At 28.6% G+C, this 22,559-nt stretch carries 28 protein-coding genes; 15 read left to right on the top strand and 13 right to left on the bottom strand.

The annotated features are described in order from the left end of the window. Nucleotides 1–4: 4 nt before the first annotated feature. Nucleotides 5–721, bottom strand: coding sequence for an ABC transporter substrate-binding protein (locus tag CRV02_RS10560; RefSeq protein ID WP_129090301.1), 717 nt, complete (start codon nucleotides 719–721; stop codon nucleotides 5–7). Between the two features lie 149 nt (nucleotides 722–870). Between CRV02_RS10560 and CRV02_RS10555 the strand changes: the two genes are divergently transcribed. The 6 genes from CRV02_RS10555 to CRV02_RS10535 all read left to right on the top strand — a co-directional run bounded on the left by CRV02_RS10555 (nucleotide 871) and on the right by CRV02_RS10535 (nucleotide 4,048). Further along, nucleotides 871–1,173 (top strand): DUF2325 domain-containing protein, encoded by a 303-nt coding sequence (locus CRV02_RS10555; protein WP_129085547.1) that lies wholly within the window; start codon nucleotides 871–873, stop codon nucleotides 1,171–1,173. Further along, nucleotides 1,174–1,374: a hypothetical protein gene (locus CRV02_RS10550; protein WP_129085548.1), complete on the top strand. Its 201-nt coding sequence runs from the start codon at nucleotides 1,174–1,176 to the stop codon at nucleotides 1,372–1,374. Nucleotides 1,375–1,392: 18 nt separating this feature from the next. After that, the gene (locus CRV02_RS14840) at nucleotides 1,393–1,569 is read left to right on the top strand and encodes a hypothetical protein (RefSeq protein WP_164968664.1); all 177 of its coding nucleotides are present in this window, start codon (nucleotides 1,393–1,395) and stop codon (nucleotides 1,567–1,569) included. Beyond that, nucleotides 1,570–2,325, top strand: a complete 756-nt coding sequence (locus CRV02_RS10545; protein ID WP_129090300.1) for a hypothetical protein — start codon at nucleotides 1,570–1,572, stop codon at nucleotides 2,323–2,325. Nucleotides 2,326–2,341: 16 nt separating this feature from the next. Beyond that, nucleotides 2,342–2,833 (top strand): flavodoxin, encoded by a 492-nt coding sequence (locus CRV02_RS10540; protein WP_108561364.1) that lies wholly within the window; start codon nucleotides 2,342–2,344, stop codon nucleotides 2,831–2,833. A gap of 99 nt (nucleotides 2,834–2,932) precedes the next feature. Then, nucleotides 2,933–4,048 carry an Opr family porin gene (locus CRV02_RS10535; protein WP_129090299.1) on the top strand — a complete coding sequence of 372 codons (1,116 nt, stop codon included), beginning with the start codon at nucleotides 2,933–2,935 and terminating at the stop codon, nucleotides 4,046–4,048. Between the two features lie 55 nt (nucleotides 4,049–4,103). Here the strand turns inward: CRV02_RS10535 and CRV02_RS10530 are convergent, their stop codons facing one another. The 9 genes from CRV02_RS10530 to CRV02_RS10490 form a co-directional block, all read right to left on the bottom strand. Further along, nucleotides 4,104–5,144 carry a succinylglutamate desuccinylase/aspartoacylase family protein gene (locus CRV02_RS10530; protein WP_258239091.1) on the bottom strand — a complete coding sequence of 347 codons (1,041 nt, stop codon included), beginning with the start codon at nucleotides 5,142–5,144 and terminating at the stop codon, nucleotides 4,104–4,106. Between the two features lie 3 nt (nucleotides 5,145–5,147). After that, nucleotides 5,148–6,071 (bottom strand): 30S ribosomal protein S6--L-glutamate ligase, encoded by a 924-nt coding sequence (rimK, locus tag CRV02_RS10525; RefSeq protein WP_129090298.1) that lies wholly within the window; start codon nucleotides 6,069–6,071, stop codon nucleotides 5,148–5,150. 10 nt (nucleotides 6,072–6,081) lie between these two features. Then, nucleotides 6,082–6,489 carry a RimK/LysX family protein gene (locus CRV02_RS10520; RefSeq protein WP_129090297.1) on the bottom strand — a complete coding sequence of 136 codons (408 nt, stop codon included), beginning with the start codon at nucleotides 6,487–6,489 and terminating at the stop codon, nucleotides 6,082–6,084. Between the two features lie 124 nt (nucleotides 6,490–6,613). Continuing rightward, complete coding sequence (locus tag CRV02_RS10515) at nucleotides 6,614–7,771, bottom strand: cytochrome-c peroxidase (RefSeq protein WP_258239288.1); 1,158 nt, start codon at nucleotides 7,769–7,771, stop codon at nucleotides 6,614–6,616. Continuing rightward, nucleotides 7,771–8,673 carry a sterol desaturase family protein gene (locus tag CRV02_RS10510; RefSeq protein WP_258239287.1) on the bottom strand — a complete coding sequence of 301 codons (903 nt, stop codon included), beginning with the start codon at nucleotides 8,671–8,673 and terminating at the stop codon, nucleotides 7,771–7,773. The genes CRV02_RS10515 and CRV02_RS10510 overlap by 1 nt, the downstream gene beginning before the upstream one ends. A gap of 2 nt (nucleotides 8,674–8,675) precedes the next feature. After that, on the bottom strand, nucleotides 8,676–9,677 hold the full coding sequence (locus CRV02_RS10505; RefSeq protein WP_129090296.1) for an imelysin family protein: 1,002 nt from the start codon (nucleotides 9,675–9,677) through the stop codon (nucleotides 8,676–8,678). Nucleotide 9,678: 1 nt separating this feature from the next. Next, nucleotides 9,679–11,079, bottom strand: coding sequence for a di-heme oxidoredictase family protein (locus CRV02_RS10500; RefSeq protein WP_129090295.1), 1,401 nt, complete (start codon nucleotides 11,077–11,079; stop codon nucleotides 9,679–9,681). Next, a complete protein-coding gene (locus CRV02_RS10495; protein ID WP_129090294.1) occupies nucleotides 11,048–12,388 on the bottom strand; it encodes an imelysin family protein in 1,341 nt (446 codons plus the stop codon). The genes CRV02_RS10500 and CRV02_RS10495 overlap by 32 nt, the downstream gene beginning before the upstream one ends. 105 nt (nucleotides 12,389–12,493) lie before the next feature. Then, on the bottom strand, nucleotides 12,494–12,883 hold the full coding sequence (locus CRV02_RS10490) for a hypothetical protein (protein ID WP_129090293.1): 390 nt from the start codon (nucleotides 12,881–12,883) through the stop codon (nucleotides 12,494–12,496). Nucleotides 12,884–13,025: 142 nt separating this feature from the next. On the opposite strand from CRV02_RS10490, the gene CRV02_RS15040 reads away from it, so the two are divergent. The 9 genes from CRV02_RS15040 to CRV02_RS10450 all read left to right on the top strand — a co-directional run bounded on the left by CRV02_RS15040 (nucleotide 13,026) and on the right by CRV02_RS10450 (nucleotide 19,684). Then, on the top strand, nucleotides 13,026–13,148 hold the full coding sequence (locus CRV02_RS15040) for a hypothetical protein (protein WP_258239094.1): 123 nt from the start codon (nucleotides 13,026–13,028) through the stop codon (nucleotides 13,146–13,148). Nucleotides 13,149–13,150: 2 nt separating this feature from the next. Continuing rightward, nucleotides 13,151–13,600, top strand: a complete 450-nt coding sequence (locus tag CRV02_RS10485) for a Fur family transcriptional regulator (protein ID WP_129085558.1) — start codon at nucleotides 13,151–13,153, stop codon at nucleotides 13,598–13,600. 8 nt (nucleotides 13,601–13,608) lie between these two features. Next, entirely contained in the window at nucleotides 13,609–15,462 is a 1,854-nt protein-coding gene (locus CRV02_RS10480; RefSeq protein ID WP_129090292.1) for a GGDEF domain-containing protein, read from the top strand. An 84-nt stretch (nucleotides 15,463–15,546) separates the two neighbouring features. Further along, nucleotides 15,547–15,861, top strand: coding sequence for an HMA2 domain-containing protein (locus CRV02_RS10475; protein WP_129090291.1), 315 nt, complete (start codon nucleotides 15,547–15,549; stop codon nucleotides 15,859–15,861). Then, nucleotides 15,862–16,539, top strand: coding sequence for a DUF2202 domain-containing protein (locus tag CRV02_RS10470; protein WP_129085561.1), 678 nt, complete (start codon nucleotides 15,862–15,864; stop codon nucleotides 16,537–16,539). It begins immediately after the preceding gene. Between the two features lie 3 nt (nucleotides 16,540–16,542). Then, nucleotides 16,543–16,806, top strand: a complete 264-nt coding sequence (locus tag CRV02_RS10465) for a hypothetical protein (RefSeq protein ID WP_129085562.1) — start codon at nucleotides 16,543–16,545, stop codon at nucleotides 16,804–16,806. After that, nucleotides 16,806–17,168 (top strand): hypothetical protein, encoded by a 363-nt coding sequence (locus CRV02_RS10460; protein ID WP_129090290.1) that lies wholly within the window; start codon nucleotides 16,806–16,808, stop codon nucleotides 17,166–17,168. Before CRV02_RS10465 ends, CRV02_RS10460 begins: the two co-directional genes overlap by 1 nt. Further along, nucleotides 17,169–17,570: a YtxH domain-containing protein gene (locus CRV02_RS10455; protein ID WP_258239286.1), complete on the top strand. Its 402-nt coding sequence runs from the start codon at nucleotides 17,169–17,171 to the stop codon at nucleotides 17,568–17,570. A gap of 2 nt (nucleotides 17,571–17,572) precedes the next feature. Then, on the top strand, nucleotides 17,573–19,684 hold the full coding sequence (locus CRV02_RS10450) for a heavy metal translocating P-type ATPase (RefSeq protein WP_129090289.1): 2,112 nt from the start codon (nucleotides 17,573–17,575) through the stop codon (nucleotides 19,682–19,684). A 22-nt stretch (nucleotides 19,685–19,706) separates the two neighbouring features. Here CRV02_RS10450 and CRV02_RS10445 read toward each other — a convergent pair whose 3' ends face one another. From CRV02_RS10445 to CRV02_RS10435, 3 genes are read right to left on the bottom strand one after another with little or no spacing between them, the layout of a single operon-like run. Then, nucleotides 19,707–19,961, bottom strand: a complete 255-nt coding sequence (locus CRV02_RS10445; protein WP_258239096.1) for a hypothetical protein — start codon at nucleotides 19,959–19,961, stop codon at nucleotides 19,707–19,709. 21 nt (nucleotides 19,962–19,982) lie between these two features. After that, complete coding sequence (locus tag CRV02_RS10440; RefSeq protein WP_129090288.1) at nucleotides 19,983–21,593, bottom strand: DUF4857 domain-containing protein; 1,611 nt, start codon at nucleotides 21,591–21,593, stop codon at nucleotides 19,983–19,985. A 1-nt stretch (nucleotide 21,594) separates the two neighbouring features. Next, nucleotides 21,595–22,428: an ATP-binding cassette domain-containing protein gene (locus CRV02_RS10435; protein ID WP_129090287.1), complete on the bottom strand. Its 834-nt coding sequence runs from the start codon at nucleotides 22,426–22,428 to the stop codon at nucleotides 21,595–21,597. Nucleotides 22,429–22,559: the final 131 nt, after the last annotated feature.

The raw sequence follows: 22,559 nt of genomic DNA, 5'->3' as shown, positions 1-22,559 counted from the left end.
ATTATTAATATCTTTCTAAAATTTTGTTATATGTTCCATCAGCCTTAATCTCTTCAAAAGCTGCTTTCCAACGGTTTATTATATCATCACTTGTCTCTTTATTAAATGCAATATATAGTTTTGATTCGAAAAATGCTTCCATTTTTACAGGAATGATTTTTTTATCTAACCCTTGTTGTTTAAGATTATAGATAAAAGATACTTCATCTGTAGGAAAAAGGTCTGTCTTATTTTCTAAGAGTTTATTTAATCTATGACTAGTTAATGTATTTAAATCAAGGTTATTAAAGCCTAGTTTTTTTAACACATCAACTGTTACAGTGTCTCCTTCAACTATAATGGAGTTTACTTCTTTTGCATCTTCAAGAGTTCTTATGTCTAAATCTTCTCTTGAGGCATTTTTAAAGAATCTCATTTTAACTGATGCAATAGGCCCTACCCATTTAAAAAGCTTTTCTCTCTCTTTTGATTTTACAGTTAAAAATAAGGCATAACCTTTTTTTCTCAATGTTATATTATATGCTCTTTTCCAGGGAAAGACTTTTATCTCTTTTTTATTTCCTATTCTTTTTTGTATCTCTTTTATTAAGTCTATACTAATTCCAGATAAGCCATCTTTATTTTCTATTTGATATGGAATCCATGGTTCAGTAAGAGGTTGTATTTCAATGGCAAATAAATAAGTGTTAATAAATAATAAAATTGTAAATAAAATTTTCATTATTGACCTCAAGTATAGTTATTATTAATTATATAAAAAAAGTAATAAAAGTTTTCAAATATTTTATGATAATGGTTATCAATATAATGAAACCTTAAGTTTAGTACTGTTAATATACTGATATTCATTATCATTTAAAGGATAGAGAGATGTCAGTTTTAATTATTGGTGGAGACAAAATAGATACTATAAAAGGTATTTTAGATCAGTTAGGAAACTTTTCAATAACTCATTGGGACACAAGAAAAAAATCAAGTGCTTGTAGAAAAGATATTCCACAAAATACAGATTATGTATTAATGTTAACAGACTTTGTAAATCATAATGCAATGTACAAATATAGAAAGGAAGCAAAAAAGAAAAATATTCCAGTTATTTGTACAAAAAGAAGTGCTAGCTCAGTGTATTGTGAGGTTTGTAAGTTTTTAAATATTAAAAAATGTGAGGCTTAGATGAGTGAATTAGTAATAAATGAACTTAATGGTTTTAAAAACTATAAGTATGAGTCAACAACAAGTAGAGTTGTAAATTTAAAGGATATTTCTGATGCTGATTTAGATGAGTTCTTGGCTATAACTCATATATTAGATAGAAATTATATTAAGTATAAATTTACAACAAATATAGATATTAGAATCTTAGGTAAAAAGTAAAAGACAAAAGGAGAAGAGATGTCAAATTTAATTTTAAGAAAAGAGATAAGAAGTGTTATTAGAAACTCAGGACAAGAGGCAAATTCAAAAATGCTATGTTCAATTGTAAAGCTAATGAATATGAGATATAAAGATTTAGATAAACAAAGAGTTGTTACATTAACAAATGAATTACTTTTTGAGTCAAGAGCATAAATGAAAAGATTTGGCTTTAATAGTAAGAATGAGTTTCTTCCTTCTTTTGATAAATTTCAAAGTAGTGTAAATCAAAGATTAATGTTTTTAAAACTTTTTAATGAACAAGTACCTTGCTCACTGAAGTTTTCAAAAGAGGAAATTTCTTTATGTAATAAAAGCTCTTTATTTGAAACTTTTATTAGTAAAGTATATTTTAATTTACAATGTAATTTTTCTTACTCTTCAAATATAAAGATTGATATTGAAAAAACAGTATTAATAAATAAATTTCTAAAAAAAGTTAGATTAAGGACAGAATCTATTCCTACAAAATACTCTATTTTTACCAAAAACATTAATAATTTAAAAAAATCAACTGACTTAATAACAATTCTTTTAGAAAATGACCTCTCTTTCTTTTTAGATGGAAATAGTTGTTTTAAAAGATTTGTATCTAATAAAATTCTTAACTCTTCCCATAATAGAGAAGTAAATGTTAGTGATGATTCAATTGACATTATCTCCCACGAACAGATGTTTCAAACTAAAATATTCACTTTTTGGGAGTTTATAAATAGCAAAAAACTTGATATTGATAAACATATTAAAAAAGCAATCAAATGCATAAAAGAGAGTGATTTCAAACAAGTTTATTTAGTATATCCCAAAAATGATGATTTTTGTAAACACGTAAGTGTTAGATGTAATGATATTAATAGCAGCGAGTACAACATAAAGTTAGTTCCATACTCTATGCGTTCAACTTTAAGATAATTTTAGGAGGAAAAATATGAAAGCAATATTCTATGCAACAAGTACAGGAAATACTGAAGAGGTTGCAAATAAAATACATGAAAAACTAGATGGATTTGAATTAATAGATATTTCAAGTGATGGTGTAGAAAAGATGAACGATTGTGAATCAATTGTTTTAGGTGTATCAACTTGGGGTGAGGGTGAGCTACAAGATGATTGGGAAGATTGTTTCGATGATATTCAAGAAATTGATTTCAAAGATAAAAAAGTTGCACTTTTTGGTTTAGGTGATCAAGAGAGTTATGGACATGAGTTTGTAGATGCTTTAGGAATTATGTATGAAACTTTAGTTGCACAAAATGCAAAGATTATAGGAAAAACATCAACTGATGGTTATGAGTATGACTATTCAAAAGCTGAGGTAGATGGAGAGTTTGTTGGATTAGTAATTGATGAAGATAATCAAGAAGATTTAACAGATGAAAGAGTTGAAAATTGGTGTAATGAAATAAAAAATTTAATATAGTATTGATAATTGTTCTTATAATCAAGAAATATTAAAGTTTATTTTGTTACTATTCTAATTCAATTCATACTGGTTGAATTACACACAAGGAGAAATTTAATGAAAAAAATAAGTTTAATCGCAGCATCATTACTATTAACAAGTAATTTAGTTGCAAATAGTTTTGATGAGGCTTTTAAAGCTGGAACTGTAAGTGGTGATATCACATTATATGGTGAAAAACAAGATAATAGTGGTGGAAACAAAGATTCTGGTTTTTCAATGGGGTCTATTGGACTTTCTTATGAAACTGGTGAGTTAAATGGTTTTAAAGCAGCAGTTGGATTTAGAGGAAATCATGATTTTTCAGAAGTAGAAGAAGATGATTATTCTGATGGAAGTGAAAAAGAAGCAATTGTTCACACTGCTAATATCTCATATGCAAATGAGTATTTAGGATTAACTCTTGGTAGACAAGAGATTGATTTAGAGTGGTTAGGTGATTACCATGAAGCAGCAGTTCTTGGAGTTACAGCAATTCCTGATACAACAGTTGTTTTAGGTTATACAAATAGAAATGCAGTTGCAGATGCAGATGCTCCTTTAGAAGATTTTGCTGACTTTGGTGAAACGTCTGAAGGTAAAGAGATTGACTTTGCTGCTGTATTAGATGCAAAATATGAAGGTGTAAAAGGTTTAGTTGTAAACCCTTATTACTACGATGCAGATAATTTAGCTAACTGGTATGGTTTAAAAGTTGATTATGATACTGATATGTTTGGTGTAACTGTGCATGGTGCAAGTTCAAATGAAGATGTTTCTGGAACTAAAGATGGAGATATCGCTCATATTGAAGGTAGATTAAATATTGCAGGATTTGGATTTAATCTTGGATATGTAACTACAGACAATAATGGTGGAGTTGGTTCTATGGCTGCACTAGGTGATAACATTAATCCATTTGATGCCTTAAGAGGTGGAGATGGTGAAAAAGTTTATGAAGCAGATGCACAAACTACTTATTTAAATGTAAACTATGAGATTTCTGGTGTTGAACTAGGAGCTATGTATGGTGAGATGGAATATGGTAGTGACAAAGATAAAGAGTTTGATTTTACTGTAGATTATGGTATTACTGATAACTTATCTATTGGTGCATTATACGTAAATCTTGATGCTGAAGATAGTGACAATGATTACGATAAATTAACTTTAACAGTTGAGTATTCATTCTAATCTAATGATTAATAAACAAGGAAGAGACTCCTAAGCTCTTCCTTGTAAGATTATTTTATATAATCTCTTCTTTTCCTAATTCTGAAAATTCATTATCTACAATAGCATCTTCATGGAAGTACTCTATTTTATTTTCTGCTGTTTCTAGGTTTTTAAACTTTGCAATATGAAAAATAGCATCCCCTTCTTGTATTAAAGGAATTTCTGATTTTCCAATTATTATTCCATCAAAGGCAGCTTTTATCTCATAACTCATATCATCCAAAGGTTCATCAACATAAGCTATAACTTCATCTTCTTTAACTGTTTCACCTAAGCCTTTAATAGTTCGTATAATTCCACTTTCAGTTGACCTAATCCATTGACTCGTTCTTGCAATAATAGGAAGAGAAAACTTTTTTCTTTTTGTTGTATTAGGAAGCATTTGAGTCTCTCTTAAGACATTTACAATGCCTTTTACTCCAATTCTAATTGATTTTTCATCAAATCTTAGTGCTTCTCCTGCTTCATAAAGTAAAACAGGAATTCCTTTATTTTGAGCTTCTTCTCTTAAAGAACCATCTCTTAGCTCTGAGTGTAAAACAACAGGTGCTTCAAAGGCCTTTGCAAGATTATATGTAAAAGGGTTGTTCAAGTCTGTACGCACTTGTGGTAAGTTTGATTTATGAATAGAAGCAGTATGTAAATCTATTCCAAAATCACATTTTGTAACGATTTCATCAAAAAATATTTTTGCAATTCTACTAGCTAGTGAACCTTTTTTTGAACCAGGAAAAGAGCGATTTAAGTCTCTTCTATCTGGCATATATCTTGATAAGGTTGTAACCCCATAGGTATTTACAATAGGTATTAAAATTAAAGTTCCTTTTAGCTTTTTAAGAATAGTTAATTTTCTTAGTCTTCTAATGATTTCAATACCATTTAATTCATCCCCATGAATTGCAGCACTTACAAAAATAGTTGGACCATCTTTTCTTCCTCTTATGATTCTAATAGGTAGTTTCATGGGAGAATGATAAAGTTTTGGAAGCTTTAAATCCAAAGTTATATTTGAATTTGCTTCTATTTCAGTATCAGCTATTATTAGCTTCTTCATAGTTTATGCTCCGATACTATCTCTTTTAATTCTTCTTTTTTTATCTCCAGGGGTTGGTACACTTTTTTCAATATAGTCCATAATTTTTCCAGCAATATCAATACCAGTTGATTTTTCTATTCCTTCTAATCCTGGACTTGAATTTACTTCCATTACAAGAGGACCACGACTAGATGGAATCATATCAACTCCACAAACCCCAAGACCCATAGCTTTTGCAGCTGCTAAAGCCGTTGATTTCTCTTTTCTATTTAGTTTATAAGAAGTTGCACTTCCACCTTGGTGTAAGTTTGATCTAAAGTCACCTTCTGCACCTTGTCTTCTCATCGCTCCAACAACTTCACCACCAACCACTAAAGCTCTAATATCAGCTCCTCCAGCTTCTTCAATAAACTCTTGAACTAATAAGTTTACATCCATTCCATAAAAGGCATCAAGAACTGATTTTGCAGCTTTTTCACTATCAACTAAAACAACACCAACCCCTTGAGTTCCTTCTAAAATTTTTAAAACTAAGGGTGCTCCACCACTTAAAGCAATAACATCTTTTGCACTAGATTTATTTGAGGCAAAAACAGTTCTTGGCATATCAACACTATTTTTTGATAAAACTTGTAAACTTCTAAGTTTATCTCTACTTCTAGCAATAGCAAGGTTTCCAGACGTACTAAAAACATCCATCATCTCAAAGTGTCTAACCATAGCAGTTCCATAGAATGTTCTACTTGCACCAATTCTTGGAATGATAGCATCTGGAACAGGAAGTTTTTTACCTAAGTAGTTGATTAAAAGTTCACCTTTAATAATCTCAATTGTACATTTAAGATAGTCGATTACTCTTATCTCCCAACCTCTTTGCTCTCCAGCTTCTACTAATCTTTGTGTTGAGTAAAGACTAGAATTTCTTGATAAAATATATACTTTCATTTTTTCTCACTTATTGTTTAGATAAATACTCTTTTGATACATCAACTAGAAATTTTTCACTTAAAAATCTTCTGCCTATTAGCATAGGTAGTTTCATATCAGCTCTATTTGTAAGAGTAATTACACTCTTATATTTTTTCCCCATAAATTCTACAGTAACTTTTATAGATGGTCTTATTTGTAGTTGTCCATTTGAACTTCTAACTTTTTTTAGTTTATAAAGGGGCATTTTCATTCTTTTGCCATGATAAGAAGGATGAATATCATCAAGTAGTGTAAAGTGTACTACGTCATTTTCAATCTTAATATCATCACAGTGCAAAGCATTAGAATCTGCTCCTGTATCAACTTTAGCATCTAATTCAAAAAGTTCTAAATCAATTATGGAAATTAACTCTTTTTTCCCTACGATTTTCATAAGTAAATACTCTCATATTAAGATGTAATAAATTTAATTTATTACATTATGCTATCATAAAATTATTAAAAAAGTAAATCAAAAATCTATATAGTTTTTATTTTATAGGATTAAAAGAAGAGGATTATTCCTCTTCTAATAAGTGTTCGTATCTTTTGTCAGTTAAAAGTTTCATAAATGCAACTAAGGCATCTATTTTTCTTTCGTTTTGTTTTTTGGCTTTTAAGTCCTCTAAAGAGATAGTTCCTTCAACTTCTGGTTTATCCCAAGCCTTACTTGTTTCTGGATTAATAGTTCTTTCTTTATTGTTATATTTATCATAAAATAAAACTACAGTTCTTAAATCTTTAAATACACCATTGTGCATATATGGACCAGTTACTGCTACATTTCTAAGTGTTGGAACTTTATGTTTCCCTAAATGTTTTTCATCAGTAACTTTTGGGTTTGCTAATAAACCTTTATCAATATCTTTTACACCATTTTTAGCTCTTAACTCATGGTTTATTGGTGTTCCAATATTGTGGTACTCAAAGTTTGTAAAAGTTTCACCTTCTGAATCTTCTGCTTTACTAAGGTGACAATTTGCACAAGAGTTATTTGCATTTGAGAAAAATAGTGATCTACCTAAGTCTTCAAGGGGTGTTAAGTCATACTCTCCTCTTAAAAATCTATCATATTTTGAATCAAAGGGAGCGAACTCTTTTGTTTGTTCAAACTTTTCAATTGAATCAGTCATTGCTGTATATGCTTTTTCATTTGAAGAGAAAATGTCTTCTCCATAAATAGTTTTGAAAGTCTCTATATAATAAGGGTTTTCTTTTAGTCTATCTACAACAGCTTTTTTTGATGGCATTCCCATTTCAATGGGATTTGTTGGAGGACCTCCTGCTTGTCCTGCTAAAGTATCTTCTCTTCCATCCCAAAACTGTCCACCAATATATTGCTTACTTTTTTTATCATAATGAAACTTTGGACTAAACATAGCATAAGCTGCACTTGGAGCTTGTCTATCACCTAATGATTTCCCATCATCACCTAGTGATGCCATAGCTTTTACTCCATTGTCTCTATCATCTGCAAAACCTCTCTCAGGGTTATGGCAAGTGGCACAAGCTTGAGTTCTATTTTTTGAAAGATTTTTATCAAAAAATAAAACCTTTCCTAATTGTTCTTTTTGTTTTATCTGCTTTTGAATCTCTTCTTTTGATAAAGTAGAGTTTGTACAACCAGTTACAAGTAAAGCAGTAGTTGCAAGGGCAACTAAATTTAAATATTTCACTAACTTCTCCTTCTTAAAATATTTATAAATGGTAATAGTAATAAGTTTTTTATTGACCTGTACTCTTTCATTTGCTCTTTTCTAAGTCCAAATTTTAATACTTGAACTTCATTGGATAGTTTTAGCGTTCCAAAAACTCTATCCCAAATGCTTAAGTATCCACCATAGTTTTTATCAAAAAACTTTTTACTATGGTGAATTTGATGCTGTTTTGGTGAAATAAGCCACTTTTCTAAGAAGCTAAAATAACCAAGAGGGATATGTGAGTGTCTTAAGTTTGAACCCAAAATTGAGAAAACAAATACAAACATATTAGCTCCAACTATTTCTACAATTCCAATTTTTGAACCAAAAAAGTATAAAAATACACCTGTTGTAAGACCTATACTTAAAGAGTATCGAAATCCAAAAAGAATATTTTCAACTGGATGAACTCTATAAAAAGTTAAAGGGTTTAAAACTTTTGCACTATGATGTATTTTATGGAACTCCCAAAGAAAAGGAATAGTATGTAAAAATCTATGTAGCCAGTATCTAGTAAAGTCACTTATTACAAAAAGTGTTACTGTATATAAAATAATTACTGCTTCATAAGAAAGAGAATTTATGTGATTAAATCCAAACTCTAAATAAAGAAGTTTTCGCACTAACAAAGCAACACTATTTGCACTAATTACTATTGGAAAAATTATTGCGATTTTAATAAAGTATGAAAGAACAAAGTAGTAATAATCAAGTTTTGCACTAGGATGAAGCCACAAAGCTTTAGATAAATTTGTTCTAATATACTTCTTATTAAAGTATAAATAAACCATTGCAATAGCAACTGATGAGATAATATAAACCCAGAAAGTTCTTTTATCTGGGTTTATTAAATACTCAAAGAGTAAAAGGTCATTCAATTTTAGTCACCATCTGCATCAATGATTTTTGCATTGATTGATAACTCTTCAATTAAATCTAAAAATAGAACAACATGAATAGTATTTGTTACTTCATAAAGCTCTTTTGCATCTTTAAAATCATCATTTTTAATTTTTTCATTTAAAGAGATTGCTTTAGTAATTGAGTTTCTTAAAACATCAACTTGCTCATTATGTGTTAAGTCCACAAGGTAGTTTCCATAATCATAGTAAGCTTTATTATTGAAAACATTTTTGTAAGTATTTAAAATAGAATCAATAGCTAATGAAGAGTTTTTACTAATAAAATATTCTCCTCTTTTATTATCAAAATTGTCTTTGTATTTTTTACTTAAACCAACTACATCTCCAATTCTCCACTCTTTTAGTTTATAAGTGTTTTGAATAAGTTTATTGATTAGAATTCCATTTGCCTTTTTTAAATCACTTAAAAAAGTTTTGTGAAGGGCTTTATATTCATTATTAATATCTTCAAGATGAGACTTAATTCTTTTTATAATAGTAAGTGTGATTTCATTTACTCTTTTGTCTTTAATATCTTTTGTATGTAATACGTACTCTAAAGCGTTGATTGATTTAAGTGAGTTTTTAAATAGAGCGATTTTTGGTGCATCTTTACTCTCTATTGCACGGTCTAACTGAACTTTAATATCTTCATTTCCGTGGTGGTAAATATCAATTAATCTTGGAGTATCAATATAATCTTCATTTAATTCACCTAAAATATATGTCGATTGAACACTTTTCCATGATTTAACAAGATTTTTAAACTCTTGTTTTGCCTCTTCAGTTTTGCTATTTGTAACTTCTTTTTCTAAAGCTTTAATATCCTCTACGGCTTTTTGTGAATCTTTTAAAATCACTTGTTCATAGATTGTATTTAACATTTCTTTATTTTTAATATCTATATTTTCAACTTTTTCATTTGCAAAAGATATAGAAGTTAAACAAAGTATTGTTAGAACTATTTTAAATATTTTCATTTTATAACCTCTCTAAAAATTTTAGTAGTTTTTCTCTTTTTTGTTTGTCTAAGTGCATGAAAGCTTCTTTAGAAGCTTGTGCCTCACCACCATGCCAAAGAATTGCTTCTTGGAAATTTCTTGCTCTTCCATCGTGTAGTAATCTTGGCTTTTTATTATTGATTTTTTCATGTAAACTTAAACCCCATAAAGCAGGAGTTCTCCATTCACTTCCACTTGCATCAAACTCTGTTCTTCCATCTGCTAAACCTTCACCCATATCATGTAATAAAAGATCTGTAAAAGGTGAAATCTCAAGTCCACTTTTTGTAGTAAATGAATCTATGTGGCATTTTGCACAAGAGACTTGTTTAAATAAGTTTAACCCTTCTTCATACTCTTTATCTTTTTTTGCACTATATGTTTGTCTTTTTTTAATATAAAAGTCTACAGCTTGAAGTCTAAAATCAGGTAAATCTATTTGATGTCTAGCTTTAGGAGCTTCTTTACAAGCTACTTGTATGTCTGTACATTTATCTTTTGGAAAAATAGAAGTTGTTAATCCCATATCATTTATAGCTGCATCAGCACTTTGATGTAAGATTGTTGTATTGGCTGCTTTCCAAGAGTATTTTCCTATCTCTTTTTTCTTTGTAATAGGAGAATAAACATAGTTTACACGTCCTGAAATACCATCTTTATTTTTATCAAACTCATCAATATTTGCTAAGATTTTTTCATTTGGAATATCTTCTATAAGACCTAAACCATTTAGTGATGGTGCAATTCTAAAAGTGATAATCGTATCTTTGTGAAGCTCTCCATATTGTAAATCATTTAATACATAGTTTGGTTTTAAGATAGTATCAACTTCTCCATCTGGGAATTCTACTTCAATCTCTTCAAACTTTATTTCTGGTTTTGCTTCATATTTTACTTTAGCTGTTCCATTAATAGCAACTTGACCACCATAACTTGGTTCTGGTATTAAAGCATTTGTTTTAAGAAACTCTAACTCTTCTTTTAATCCTTTAGAAGGAATTGAAAGTTTAGGAATTACTGCACGTGAAAGTGTTCCATTTTCGTTGTAAAGATTTCCTCTACCATTACTTGGGTGACAACTATTACATGTGTTTGCATTAAAAAGGGGTCCTAATCCATCTCTTGCTGTTGTTGCACTTGGAGCTTCAACCCAAGGGATTTTAAAAAAACTTCTTCCTAATATAAACTTATCGTACTCTTCATCACTTAGATTTTCTACATGTTTAAGTAGAGTCTTTTTATCTTGGCTTTCAGTTATTTCAGAACCATTTGCTAAAACCGCAAAAAGCCCAGTAGCAAAAAGTGCTACGAGGCTTTTATTTATAAGGGTTTTTGAAATTGATTTGAAATTAGATTTTTGTTTCTTCTGGATCTGTAACATCGTCTGTACTTAAAGAGATTCCATTTGCTTTTGCAACTGTAACCATTTCATCACCAAGTTTTCTCATTTCATTTTTAAGTTTTACAATAACTTTTGCCATTGGGTTATCTGGCTGAATTTGATAATCAAAGTGTTCTTTTGTTTTTGCAGTCTCATCAACTTTTGCAATTTTTTCTTCAATAGAAGTCATTAATGCAACAATTCTAGCTTTGTCTTCTTTTGAAACTTTATCTAATAATGCAGCACCGTATGCTTTACCATTATAAGTTGAAGTTAAAATATTTTTGAAACCTAAGTAGTTTGTTACAATATCTCTATGAGTATTGTCAGAGAAGCAAGAGTGCTCATCTTCTTCTGATGGTGTTAACACAGCAACTGCAATTCTTTCATTTGCAAGTTCTGATTTAATAAATACACCCATTCCAGCGATAACTTGTTTTAAAGCTTCTTCTTTAGTTAAGTTTTTAGAAGCATTTTCACCTGTTAATTTTCCTTGGAATGCAGCTTGATATAAACCATCTTTATTCCAAGCAGAAGTAACAGTTTCTAAATCAGAAACGATTTTTTGTGCAGATGCTTTTAAGTAAGCTAATCTTCTTTGAGAGTTTACATCAGAAGTAAAATCAGAAAGTGGTCTTTGACCAGCAGTTTTAGCTCCGTTTGTGATTGAATCTTTTACAAAGTTTGAGTAATCTTGGTCTTGTCCCCATAATAAGAACTCAACAGCATGGTATCCTGTAGAAACGTTTGCTTCTCCACCATTTTCATTTAAAGCAGTTAAAGCATCAACAGTAATAGAAGTTACATCAACAACAGATGAATCTTCACCACCTGGGTTAAATTTACCTTTTGTATCAATGATATTTCCACTTGTTTTAGCACCATTAGCATCAATAGTATAATCAATCATATTTTCGTCTAATGGCCAAGCATTTAATTGACCTTCTAATGCACCATATTTATTAGCAACCCAACCTTCTTCTGCATCAATTGGACCATTTGCAAGTCTGAAGATTTCAGTTTGTCCATAAGATTCTCTTGAAACTAACCAAGCATCTTTTGCTGCTTGTAAAGTTTTTTCAGTAGGATTTGCTGCAAATTTATTAATAGCATTTTGTAATGCTTTTGCATCATTTAGTGCATCATTATAGTTATCATGTGCAATTTGTGCATAAGAACTTAAGATATCACCTTTTTCCATATGATGGTGAGAATGTGCTTTAGAATCTGCATTCGATGCTGCACAACCAGAAAATGCTAGCGCCGCTGCAAAACTAATACTTGCTGCTAATAATTTTGTTTTGTTCATATTTTTCCTTTTAGTTTTCTAAATGATAGTCGTTATCAAATAATAAGATGTATTCTAAAAAAATTACACTTAAATCATACTTAATATTGATAGTCTTTATCAATATTATAAATTGTTTATAGATTTTCTAATTGTATTTATAAGTTGAGTATTAATTGACTTCATGTCAATCTCATCTTTATAGCACTCATACTCTTCTAAGATAAACATATAGTTATTTAATGTATTAATTAATTCTTTTTCATTAGTTAGCAATACTAATTTAGAAATAATTGACCTAATAGCTACCTTTTTTTCTGATAAGTTTTCGCAAGTCATAGTTACTATTTCATCACTTAATATAGAAAAAGTATTAAGTTTCTTTTCTCTTAACCACTTTTTACTATCTTGTTTTTGAGAAATCTTAGAACTAATTACTGAATCAATTAACTTTGTAGCAATTGTTCCAACTAGTGCATTGCTTGCAAGAGTGTTTATAGCAGGTAGTGCAATCATTTTTATATCCTTTACTTGATAATAGCTATCAAAATTATAAGGCAAGAAGTCTTAAAAGTAGTTTAAAATGATAATTACTATCATTAATATAAAATTAAGAATATTTAGAATAGTATTTTGATACTGATTATTAAGGTTGAAAATGAAAAAAGAGTATCAAGAATCAAATTTACATAAAAAAAATATCAAAATTCATGGTAGGCTTTGGAAAGTTTATACACTAGCATTAGTAGTTAGTTTTGTAATTATATATATAAGAGGATAAGAATGAACAGTAAACACGGAATGACATTTGATGCATTTTTAAAGAACTTCAAACTACACGTATCAAAATTAGGATTTAAAAACTCAATTCAAAAGGATTATATTTTAAAAATTCTTTTTTACTCAGATGAACATTTAACTGCTGAGCAAATAGCATTTAAGGTAAAAGAAGAGTATAACATTGATGTAGGAATTGCAACTGTTTATAGAACAGTAAAGTTTTTTGAGGACTTAAATATTATTGATAGTTTAGATGTAGGTGATAGTGTAAAAAGATATGAACTTAAAATTTCAGAGCATCATGACCATTTAGTTTGTACTTCTTGCCATAAAATTATTGAGTTTTCTGATGATATTATTGAAGAAAAACAAGAATCAATTGCAAAAGATAATAACTTTATTTTAAAAGACCATGCAATGATAATTTATGGACTGTGTGAAGATTGTCAATAAAATAAAAAATGAATATAAATAAAAAAGTTTCACTTCTTTTTATAATAATCTTTATTTTCTCTTTTGTTCTAATCTCTTTTATTGTTAAAAGTAGGGTTGTAAATATTGAAAGTATAGAAGAGAAAATCACTATTAACAATGTGAAAAAAGTTCAAAGTATATTAAACAATTATTATGAAAAAGTAGAGAATATAAGCTATGAGTATTCAACTCATGACTTACTATTAAACTATATAAAAAACAATGATACTCAATCATTAAATAGTTTTTTTATAAATAAACCTGATTTTATGAAAAAACTAAATCTATCGTATTTTATTTTGCTTGATGAAAATAAAAAACCACTAATATCAAAATATTACGATTTAAGCTCAGAAGAGCAAATGGCTGTTCCTGAAGAGCTTTTCTCTTTTTTAAATAAAACAAGTTTTAACAAACTCTCTTTATCTAGTAAAAATAGATATGTAACCTTAAATTTTGAAAAAGTATTATTTAGCTTTGAAAAGGTTTTAGTAAATAATGAAGTGGCTGGTTATGTCTTTACAGGTAGAGCTATTAATTCCTCTTTTTTGACTAAAATAAGTGATACTATAGGTGATTATGCAAGTTTAGTTAGCAATTATGGAGTAGATGATTTTAGTAAAATAAGTTTTGAAAATGATGTAATTGATTATAAGATAAAAGTTCAAGATACTGATAAGCTATTTTACTATTTAAAGTTTTATGATGTTTTAGAAAAACAAAACTTCTATATAAGATTTCAAAATAGTAGAGATGTTTATAATAATATGATTGTAGAGTTAAAATATATTCTATTTTTGTTTTTAGCTATGTTTTTTTTTACAATGATTGTATTTTTTATTTTTATAAATAAACTTTTTGTAAATAGAATAAATTATATTGCAAATATCGTAAAGAAAGTATCTTTAAATGAGACATTAAAATATCAGTTAAGAGTTAGTTATGATGATGAAATCTCTTATTTAATTAGAAAGATAAATGAGATGTTCCGTGTGATAAATGCTCAACAAGATTTAACTTTAAAAAAAGAGAGAGACTTCTTGCAGTCTGTTCTTGATACCCAACAAAATATTATTATGATAACTGATGGGAAAGAGATACAAAGCGTTAATAGAAAGTTTAAAGAGATATTTTTTAATACAGACAATTTTTTAGAAAATATTGCATTAATAGATAATAAAACAAAAGCAAACTTTATGGCAGTTGCAAAAAGGTACAACAATAAAGATATGCCAGCGAAGTTCAAACTAATAGATGACCAAGAGATGTACTTTACTTTTCAAGTTTCTAAGTTAGATATTAGAAAATATTTAATTTGTATGAATGATGTATCAACTCTAAATCATAAAATAAATCACTTAACTTTTAAAGCAAGTACAGATGAACTAACAAGTGTTTATAATAAATCAACAATAACTAACTATGCAAAAAGATGGCTTGAAGATAAAGACTTCTCTATGATTATATTTGATATTGACTTCTTTAAGAAAATCAATGATACTTATGGACATTATGTTGGGGATTGTATTTTAAAAGAACTGGCAAAACTTATCTCTAAAGAGATATCAAAAGACGATATTTTAGGAAGATTTGGTGGAGAAGAGTTTTTACTTTTAATTGACGATACATCAAGTGTAAATATTATAAAAATAGCAAATAGAGTAAGAAAAGTCGTAGAAAAAGAGATTTTTGAAATAGATGAACATAAGATTCAAGTGACTATTTCAATGGGATGTACAGTATGTATATATGATGAAAAATTTGAAACTGTATATAAAAGAGCAGATGAAGCTTTATATGAGGCGAAAAAAACAGGAAGAAATAAAGTTGTGTTCTATTAATAAATAACATTTATTGATAGTGATTCTAAATTTATAATAAGTTATTATTAAGATTAAGATACAATAATTACAAAAAGGAATTAAATGATAAGTACTGAAGATATTATTAAAATAGCTAGCTATTTTACTGTTATAGCTCATACTCCTGGAAGATTAAGAGTAAGAGTAAATCCAAAGATTAAAAATGAAAGTGGAAATATCACTTTAGAAGATATTGAAAACTTACCACAAAAGATTGATGGAATAAACAGTATTAAGATTAAAAAAATAATTGCTTCTGTAACTATCACTTATGATCCAACTGTTTTTCCTCCTAATCTATGGGATGATTTAATAGTAAATAGAAACTTAAGTGAAATCACAGAGTTAATAAATAGTTTAGCAAAGGAGGTTGTGTAATTGCCAGCAAATTTAGATGAGGCTTTATTAATAAGCCAAAGAATAGATGTAAATGATCCTCAACCAATAATTTCTCAAGCACTTAGAATTGCAATTTATGATGAGTGTAAAGCATATGAAGCATATGTAAGGATAATCGAGAAGTTTGGTTTAGTTCAACCTTTTGTACATATAAAAGAGTCTGAAGCTAGGCATTACCAAGCTTTAATCTTTTTATTACAAAAGTATAATGTGGAAGTGCCAGTTAATGATTGGCATTTAAAAATTGAAGCACCAAATAGTTTTGTTGAAGCTTGTGAATTAGGTGTGGCAAGTGAGATTCAAAATATCGCTATGTATGATAATCTTTTAACTCATGTTCAAGAAGCAGACATAAGAGATGTTTTCTATCAACTTCAAGCACACTCATACAACAATCATTTACCAGCTTTTAGAAACTGTATTTTAAATCATTACTCAACAGCAAATGATGTGCAAGGTTTTAACCAAGAACAAGTAATGGAAAAAATTGGTGAATATCAAATGATATTAGAAGATATGTTAAATGGAAACATGGATGAAACAAAATTAACAAACCTATTTTCTAAATTAAATCTTTCAATGCTTTCAGGAGCAGCACTAGGTGCAGCAGGGGTTGCATTTTTTAATGACTACATGAATAAAAAAGATAAGGAGTAAGTCATGGCTTTACCATTTGTATTAGGAATAGCAGTAGGAGCAGGTGCAGTATATGCTTTTACAAAATCAGATAAGTTAAAAGAAAAAGCAACATCACTATTTTCAAAATCAAAGGATGTAGCTAATACTTCAATTGAAAAAAGTAAAGAGACTGTTGATGAGGTAAAAGATACTATCAACGCAACAGCTGCTTGTATTAAAGAGAAAAAAGAGCAGCAAAAGTTAGAGAAAGAAAATAATAAAGAAAAAGAAGAGGACTTTAAATAATGAATCAACCTTTAATTAATAATCCATCAAATCCTGTTTTAAGAAGTGTAATAACTGGAGCAATTGCTTCAGCTGTTGCATCAAGTACTATTAATATGAGAAAAGTTAAAAATGAAGAAATTACTACAAAAGAAGCAGTAAAAGATACTTTAAAAAGAACTTCTCAAGGAGCAATTGCAACAGGAGCTGCTGTTGCTACTGCTGATTATTTATCTCAAAAGGGTGGATTCTTTAAAGCAATGACTACTATTTCTATTGGAATGGCAGGAATTTATGCATTAGAAGTTTTAGATGATAAACTAAATAAACCTAGTGAAGAAGAGTGTTGTGAAGAAGCAACATTAATTGCAAAGGAGCAATAGATGAATCAAAATGTAAATCAAAACCCACAAAATATGAATGTAAATCAAAATCAAATGAATAATATGAATCAACAAAATATGTATGACCCAAATATTGATAATACAAGAGTTGGAGCAACTCCTTCTATGAATATAAATCAAAACCCATATATTAATCAAAATCAACAGTTTGGAAACCCTCAACAAAACCCACAAAATCAAGGATTATTTAATAACTCTGATTTTGTAAAAGGTGCTTTAGTTGGAGCAGCAGTAACTTTTCTATTAACAAATAAAGGTGCTCAAGAGACTATTATGAAAGCAGCTTCAAAAGGAACTGAACTATTTCAAGCTGGAATGGAAGAGTTAAAAGAGCGATATGAAGATGCAAAAGCACAAATGGAAGCAAACCAAAACCAATAGTTATGAGTAATAAATTTAAAATAGTACACCAAACTAATTCAAGGGTTAGATACAAATACTCTTTACTAGATGATAAATATATTGATGAAAATATATTAAAAAAAGATTTAGAAAAATTAGAAGGTGTAGAAAGTGTAAGAGTTAATAAGTTAGCAAAAAGTGTTGTTGTTAACTTTAAATATTCTAAAGTTTTAGAAACAGTAGAAAAGAGATTAAAAGATTTAACTCTTGATGATTTATTAGAATCATGTAAAAATGAAGCTGTGTGCGTTTCTTGTGTTAGTGATGAAGACCCTAGCATAAAAGGAATTGTACGAGCTAGTTCTGCTTTACTTGCAGAAAGATTTACAAAAAATGATTTAATAAAAGCTACAGTTTCTTCTGTTGCTGCAGCACCTTTATTAATTGAAGGAAGTAAAGAACTTTTTGAGGAGGGACTTACTTCAAAAGTATTAGAAAGTGCAGCAGTTGGGATTTCTTTATATAGAAAAGATTATTTAGCTGCTAACTCTACAAATGCTATGTTAGAGTTAGGTGAATATATCGAAGAAACAACTGTTCATAAAAGTGATGATTTATTAAAAGAACTTGCTAAACCAAATGTTGAAGAAGCATGGATTGAAAAAGAAGTTGATGGCAAAATCACAGAAGTTTTAGTTAAAAGTAGTGAGATTAAAACAGGTGATGTTGTAGTTGTAGGAGTTGGAAATACAATTGCAGTTGATGGTCATATTTTAGATGGAAGTGCAAGTGTAAATGAAGTTTCTATGACTGGTGAAGCTGAACCTGTAATTAAAAGAAGAGGAGATAGAGTTATCTCTGGAACTATTATTGAAGATGGTAGATTACGAGTTTGGGCTGAATATGTTGGAGCTGATACTGCAACACAAAGAATTAAACACTATATAGAAAACTCATTAAATGAAAAGTCTTCAGTACAGTTAAAAGCTACAAAACTAGCTGATAAGTTAGTTCCTGTAACACTTGGACTTGCTGGTACTTCATATGTTCTTACAAGAGATTTTGAAAGAACAGCATCTATTTTACAAGCAGATTATTCTTGTGCTTTAAAGCTTGCTACTCCTGTTGCTTTTAAAACAACAATTTCAAAAGCAGGGCACAATGGTATTATGATTAAAGGTGCAAAATCTATTGAGTCATTAAATAGTGCAGATACTTTTGTTTTTGATAAGACTGGAACTTTAACTGAAGGGGAACTTGAAGTTATTTCTGTAGAGTCTTATGATGATGAGTGGAGTGAAGAGGATGTTTTAAATCTTACTGCTTCAACTGAAGAACACTATTTCCATCCTGTTGCTGAAGCTGTTGTAAAAGCAGCAAAGGAGAAAGGTTTTGTTCATATGCACCATGAAGAGGTTGAGTTTATTGTAGCCCATGGTGTAAAAACAGAAGTTGATGGAAAACAAGTTGTTATTGGAAGTAGACACTTTTTAGAAGATGATGAAAAGATTGATTTTGGAAATGCAAAATCAAGAATTCAAAAATCGTTAGACAATGGAAAGACACTTCTTTACATAGGTTTTGATGGAAAACTTCTTGGAACAATCTCTTTAGCAGATAATTTAAGAAAAAATGCAAAATCTTCTATTAAAAGATTAAGAGAGCTTGGTGTTAAAAACATTGTAATGCTAACAGGTGATACTAAGAAAAAAGCTTCAATGATAGCTCAAGAACTTGATATTGATGAAGTTAGAGCAGAACTTTTACCAACTGACAAAGCACGAATTGTAAAAGAGCTTATGGATGAGGGTAAAAAGGTTGCATTTGTTGGTGATGGTATTAATGATGCACCTGCACTTATCTCTTCTCATGTTGGTATTTCTATGAGTAGGGGAGCTGATATAGCAAAAGCTACTGCAGATGTAAGTTTATTAAAAGATGATATTTCAGCGGTTGTAGAAGCAAAAGAGTTAGCAAATAACACTATGAAGTTAATTAACAATAACTTCAATGCAACAGTAGGGATTAACTCAGCTATTTTAGCTGGAGCTACTTTTGGATTATTTTCTCCAATACAAACAGCAGTACTTCATAATGGTACTACTATAGGTTTACTTTTAAACTCAATTAGAGGTGTAAAAGTAAATAAATAAAAGTAGAAGTTTTCTTCTACTTTTAACTATCTTTAGAAATTTTCATTAAATTTACATACCAATCTTCATCAACTGTTTCCAAATCAATACTTGATAGAACTATCTCTAAATTATATGCATCATTTACATTTAACTCTTCAATAAATTCTTCTGGAATAAATAGTGCTTCTGTGCAGTAACTAAATAGTTGTTCTTCACATTGGATATCTTCCATACCCCAACCATCTTCAAAATCACTTACTACAAAATATCTTTCTGGTTCAACTTTACTCTTCAAGTATATCCTTTCTTTTTTGGTTTATTTAAAAATTTCTTGATCAATTTTTTCAAAGTTTTTGTCAAAAATTGCGACATGATAGCTTTTCTCATCTGTATATCTTATTAGGTAATATTTAGGATTTGAAATAAGTTGCAATCTCATTGTTTTATAATCAAAATTATCTAGCTGTAATGCCCTAAAATCTAAGGTTTTGTAATCTATTAAATAAAATTTGTTATTTTTTGAAATTGCAAATCCTGCAAGTTTTTGTTGTCTATTTTCACTTATTTTTATATGTTTTATTTCAATATTTTTAGGATAAACAACTTCTTTTAGATATATTTTATTGTCAGCTCTATTTATTTTAAAAAGTTTATCTTTTGCATCAAGAAAAAAGTAGCCTAAATCAAATGGTTTTAGATTTGTTGCTTTTCCCCAAATGTTTTTTATAGGAAATGAAACATTATGGTTATCTACTAGGTTTTTGATTTTATCTGTAAGAGCTAAATCTAATTTTTCTTCAAAGTTATATACTCTTATCTCTTTGTCTTTAAACAAAATAAACTCTTCAGGAAATCTAATCATTCCTATATTACTTATTGGATTTATAAATGGAAAGAAATTTAGTTCTTGCCTTTTTAGTTCTTCTGGTTTATATGAAAAGCTTAATCTTGATTCTTTGATAGTTTTTTTATCAAAACTTTCATTATCAATTATAATAGGAAGCTTTTTTTGAATATCAAGATTTCTCCAATAAACAAAAGGTAAATAAGACTCATATGTTTCTCTATCGAAGCTTCCTTTGTTTTTTATTCCATACTTAAAATGATGTCCTCCAAAGTTTTTTTGATAAACAAACTCTTTTTTAATGGGAGAATAAAAGATATAGTATTTATTTGAACTTTGTTTATATTTATTTATGTAGGTATTGTATGAAAAATATGAAACAAGTGAAAAAGATACAAGAACTAAGAGCTTATATATTTTACTTTTTACTCTTTGCTCTTTTATACTATAAAAACTATCTAATGTAATAAAGAACATTGAAATCAGTAAAACAAGCCAAAATAAATCAAATGAACTATATATATTTTTGTGAAAAACTACAGTTACAAATAGCGTAATAAACAGTTTTAACATACTAAAAGAAGTTTGTCTTTCAATAATTGTTGCACTTATTCCAAGGTATAAAATTATAGAAGAGAGTAGATAAAAACCTAAATCTTTTAACGCTATAAAAATCAGTTCATATGGATAATAATTTAATAAAATAAAATAACTTGAAATAGTAAAAAGTGTGCAAACTGCTAAGAGATAGAAAAAGCCTACAAATAGATGCATAAATAAAGATTTATGCATATCAATAGGAAGGTGAATCATAATTTTAATTTTCTTTCCCATTTTCTCTGGTATAAATTGAAAACAAGATATTAAAATAGCAGTTACATAAAATAGGTATGAGAAGTACTGATAAGGCTTTTGTTCTAAAGTAATAAATCTATACCACATCATAGACTTTGGTTCTATAGTTGAAAAAAGAAAGTCTATTTTAAACCAAAAGTATGCCAACACAAAAATACTAAGGGCAAACATAGAAAGTACTAGATATTTAATTTTTAACCACTCTTTTTTTACAATTGAATAAATCATTTTAATACTTTCCTACAAAACCTAAGAATTTATCCTCAAAGCTAGTTTGAATCTCTTTTAGGTTTTCAAATTTTTCAAAACTATATATTTTCTTTTTGCCTTTAAACTCTTCTATTCTATGAATTTGTGCTTCATCTATCTTCTCATCTTCAATCTCATAACATCTAAAATGGTCTATAAAGTTTGACATTTTATCTTGATATACTTCTCCACCTTTTTGTACTATTGCAATATCATCAATTAAATCTACTAAGTCTTCCATTACATGAGAAGTTATTAAGACAGTTACTTTTTTTTCTTTTATATACTCTTTTAAATAATCAATAAAAAGCCTTCTATATCCTGCATCTAATCCCATAGAGTAGTCATCAAGTATTAGAAGTTTTGCATTTTGTGCAAAGAGAGTTCCTAGTACTACTTGAGATTTTTGACCAAAAGAGAGAGTTGAAACTTTTTGCTCATAAGATAGATTCATTAAATCAATTAGCTCATAAAATATATTTTTATCCCAGTTTTCATAAAAAGAGGAATAAAACTCTTCATTTTGTTTAATAGTCATAAAGTCATAAGCAATAAAACCTTCATGAAGTAAGGCAATTTTCTTTTTTGTTTCAGAGGACAAACTATGGGAAAACTCATTAAGGATAGAGCATGTTCCTTCTTTTGGTTTTATATAACCCATTAAGATATTAATTAAGGTAGACTTTCCTACTCCATTTTTCCCTAAAATGCCATAAACAGAACCTTCTTTTATGGAAAGGTTTAGATTAGTGTAAATTGTTTTATTCCCATATTTATGAGATAGATTTTCTATTTTGATAATTTCTTCTTGCAAATATTAGCCTAAATATAAATTATAATTTTAATAATTGGTATCAATTGTAGTGACAAAAAGATTAAAAATTGATTATTTATTAAACATAATAAAGATATAATAATTTTATAACTTACTAAAGTGGGAAATAG

Source organism: Arcobacter sp. CECT 8989 (assembly GCF_004116715.1).
Taxonomy (GTDB): Bacteria; Campylobacterota; Campylobacteria; order Campylobacterales; family Arcobacteraceae; genus Halarcobacter.
The sequence above is the reverse complement of the archived record's forward strand: the minus strand, read 5'-3'. Positions and strand labels throughout refer to the sequence as shown.

Excerpts from the sequence above, each read along its gene's own strand:
- CRV02_RS10455 (WP_258239286.1), top strand. The coding sequence starts at position 17,169 with ATGAATCAAAATGTAAATCAAAACCCACAAAATATGAATGTAAATCAA.
- CRV02_RS10465 (WP_129085562.1), top strand. The coding sequence starts at position 16,543 with ATGGCTTTACCATTTGTATTAGGAATAGCAGTAGGAGCAGGTGCAGTA.
- CRV02_RS10440 (WP_129090288.1), bottom strand. The coding sequence starts at position 21,593 with ATGATTTATTCAATTGTAAAAAAAGAGTGGTTAAAAATTAAATATCTA.
- CRV02_RS10520 (WP_129090297.1), bottom strand. The coding sequence starts at position 6,489 with ATGAAAATCGTAGGGAAAAAAGAGTTAATTTCCATAATTGATTTAGAA.
- CRV02_RS15040 (WP_258239094.1), top strand. The coding sequence starts at position 13,026 with ATGAAAAAAGAGTATCAAGAATCAAATTTACATAAAAAAAATATCAAA.
- CRV02_RS10505 (WP_129090296.1), bottom strand. The coding sequence starts at position 9,677 with ATGAAAATATTTAAAATAGTTCTAACAATACTTTGTTTAACTTCTATA.
- CRV02_RS10530 (WP_258239091.1), bottom strand. The coding sequence starts at position 5,144 with ATGAAGAAGCTAATAATAGCTGATACTGAAATAGAAGCAAATTCAAAT.
- CRV02_RS10545 (WP_129090300.1), top strand. The coding sequence starts at position 1,570 with ATGAAAAGATTTGGCTTTAATAGTAAGAATGAGTTTCTTCCTTCTTTT.
- CRV02_RS10560 (WP_129090301.1), bottom strand. The coding sequence starts at position 721 with ATGAAAATTTTATTTACAATTTTATTATTTATTAACACTTATTTATTT.
- CRV02_RS10480 (WP_129090292.1), top strand. The coding sequence starts at position 13,609 with ATGAATATAAATAAAAAAGTTTCACTTCTTTTTATAATAATCTTTATT.
- rimK (WP_129090298.1), bottom strand. The coding sequence starts at position 6,071 with ATGAAAGTATATATTTTATCAAGAAATTCTAGTCTTTACTCAACACAA.
- CRV02_RS10550 (WP_129085548.1), top strand. The coding sequence starts at position 1,174 with ATGAGTGAATTAGTAATAAATGAACTTAATGGTTTTAAAAACTATAAG.
- CRV02_RS10475 (WP_129090291.1), top strand. The coding sequence starts at position 15,547 with ATGATAAGTACTGAAGATATTATTAAAATAGCTAGCTATTTTACTGTT.
- CRV02_RS10495 (WP_129090294.1), bottom strand. The coding sequence starts at position 12,388 with ATGAACAAAACAAAATTATTAGCAGCAAGTATTAGTTTTGCAGCGGCG.
- CRV02_RS10540 (WP_108561364.1), top strand. The coding sequence starts at position 2,342 with ATGAAAGCAATATTCTATGCAACAAGTACAGGAAATACTGAAGAGGTT.
- CRV02_RS10535 (WP_129090299.1), top strand. The coding sequence starts at position 2,933 with ATGAAAAAAATAAGTTTAATCGCAGCATCATTACTATTAACAAGTAAT.
- CRV02_RS10450 (WP_129090289.1), top strand. The coding sequence starts at position 17,573 with ATGAGTAATAAATTTAAAATAGTACACCAAACTAATTCAAGGGTTAGA.
- CRV02_RS10555 (WP_129085547.1), top strand. The coding sequence starts at position 871 with ATGTCAGTTTTAATTATTGGTGGAGACAAAATAGATACTATAAAAGGT.
- CRV02_RS10485 (WP_129085558.1), top strand. The coding sequence starts at position 13,151 with ATGAACAGTAAACACGGAATGACATTTGATGCATTTTTAAAGAACTTC.
- CRV02_RS10490 (WP_129090293.1), bottom strand. The coding sequence starts at position 12,883 with ATGATTGCACTACCTGCTATAAACACTCTTGCAAGCAATGCACTAGTT.
- CRV02_RS10460 (WP_129090290.1), top strand. The coding sequence starts at position 16,806 with ATGAATCAACCTTTAATTAATAATCCATCAAATCCTGTTTTAAGAAGT.
- CRV02_RS10500 (WP_129090295.1), bottom strand. The coding sequence starts at position 11,079 with ATGTTACAGATCCAGAAGAAACAAAAATCTAATTTCAAATCAATTTCA.
- CRV02_RS14840 (WP_164968664.1), top strand. The coding sequence starts at position 1,393 with ATGTCAAATTTAATTTTAAGAAAAGAGATAAGAAGTGTTATTAGAAAC.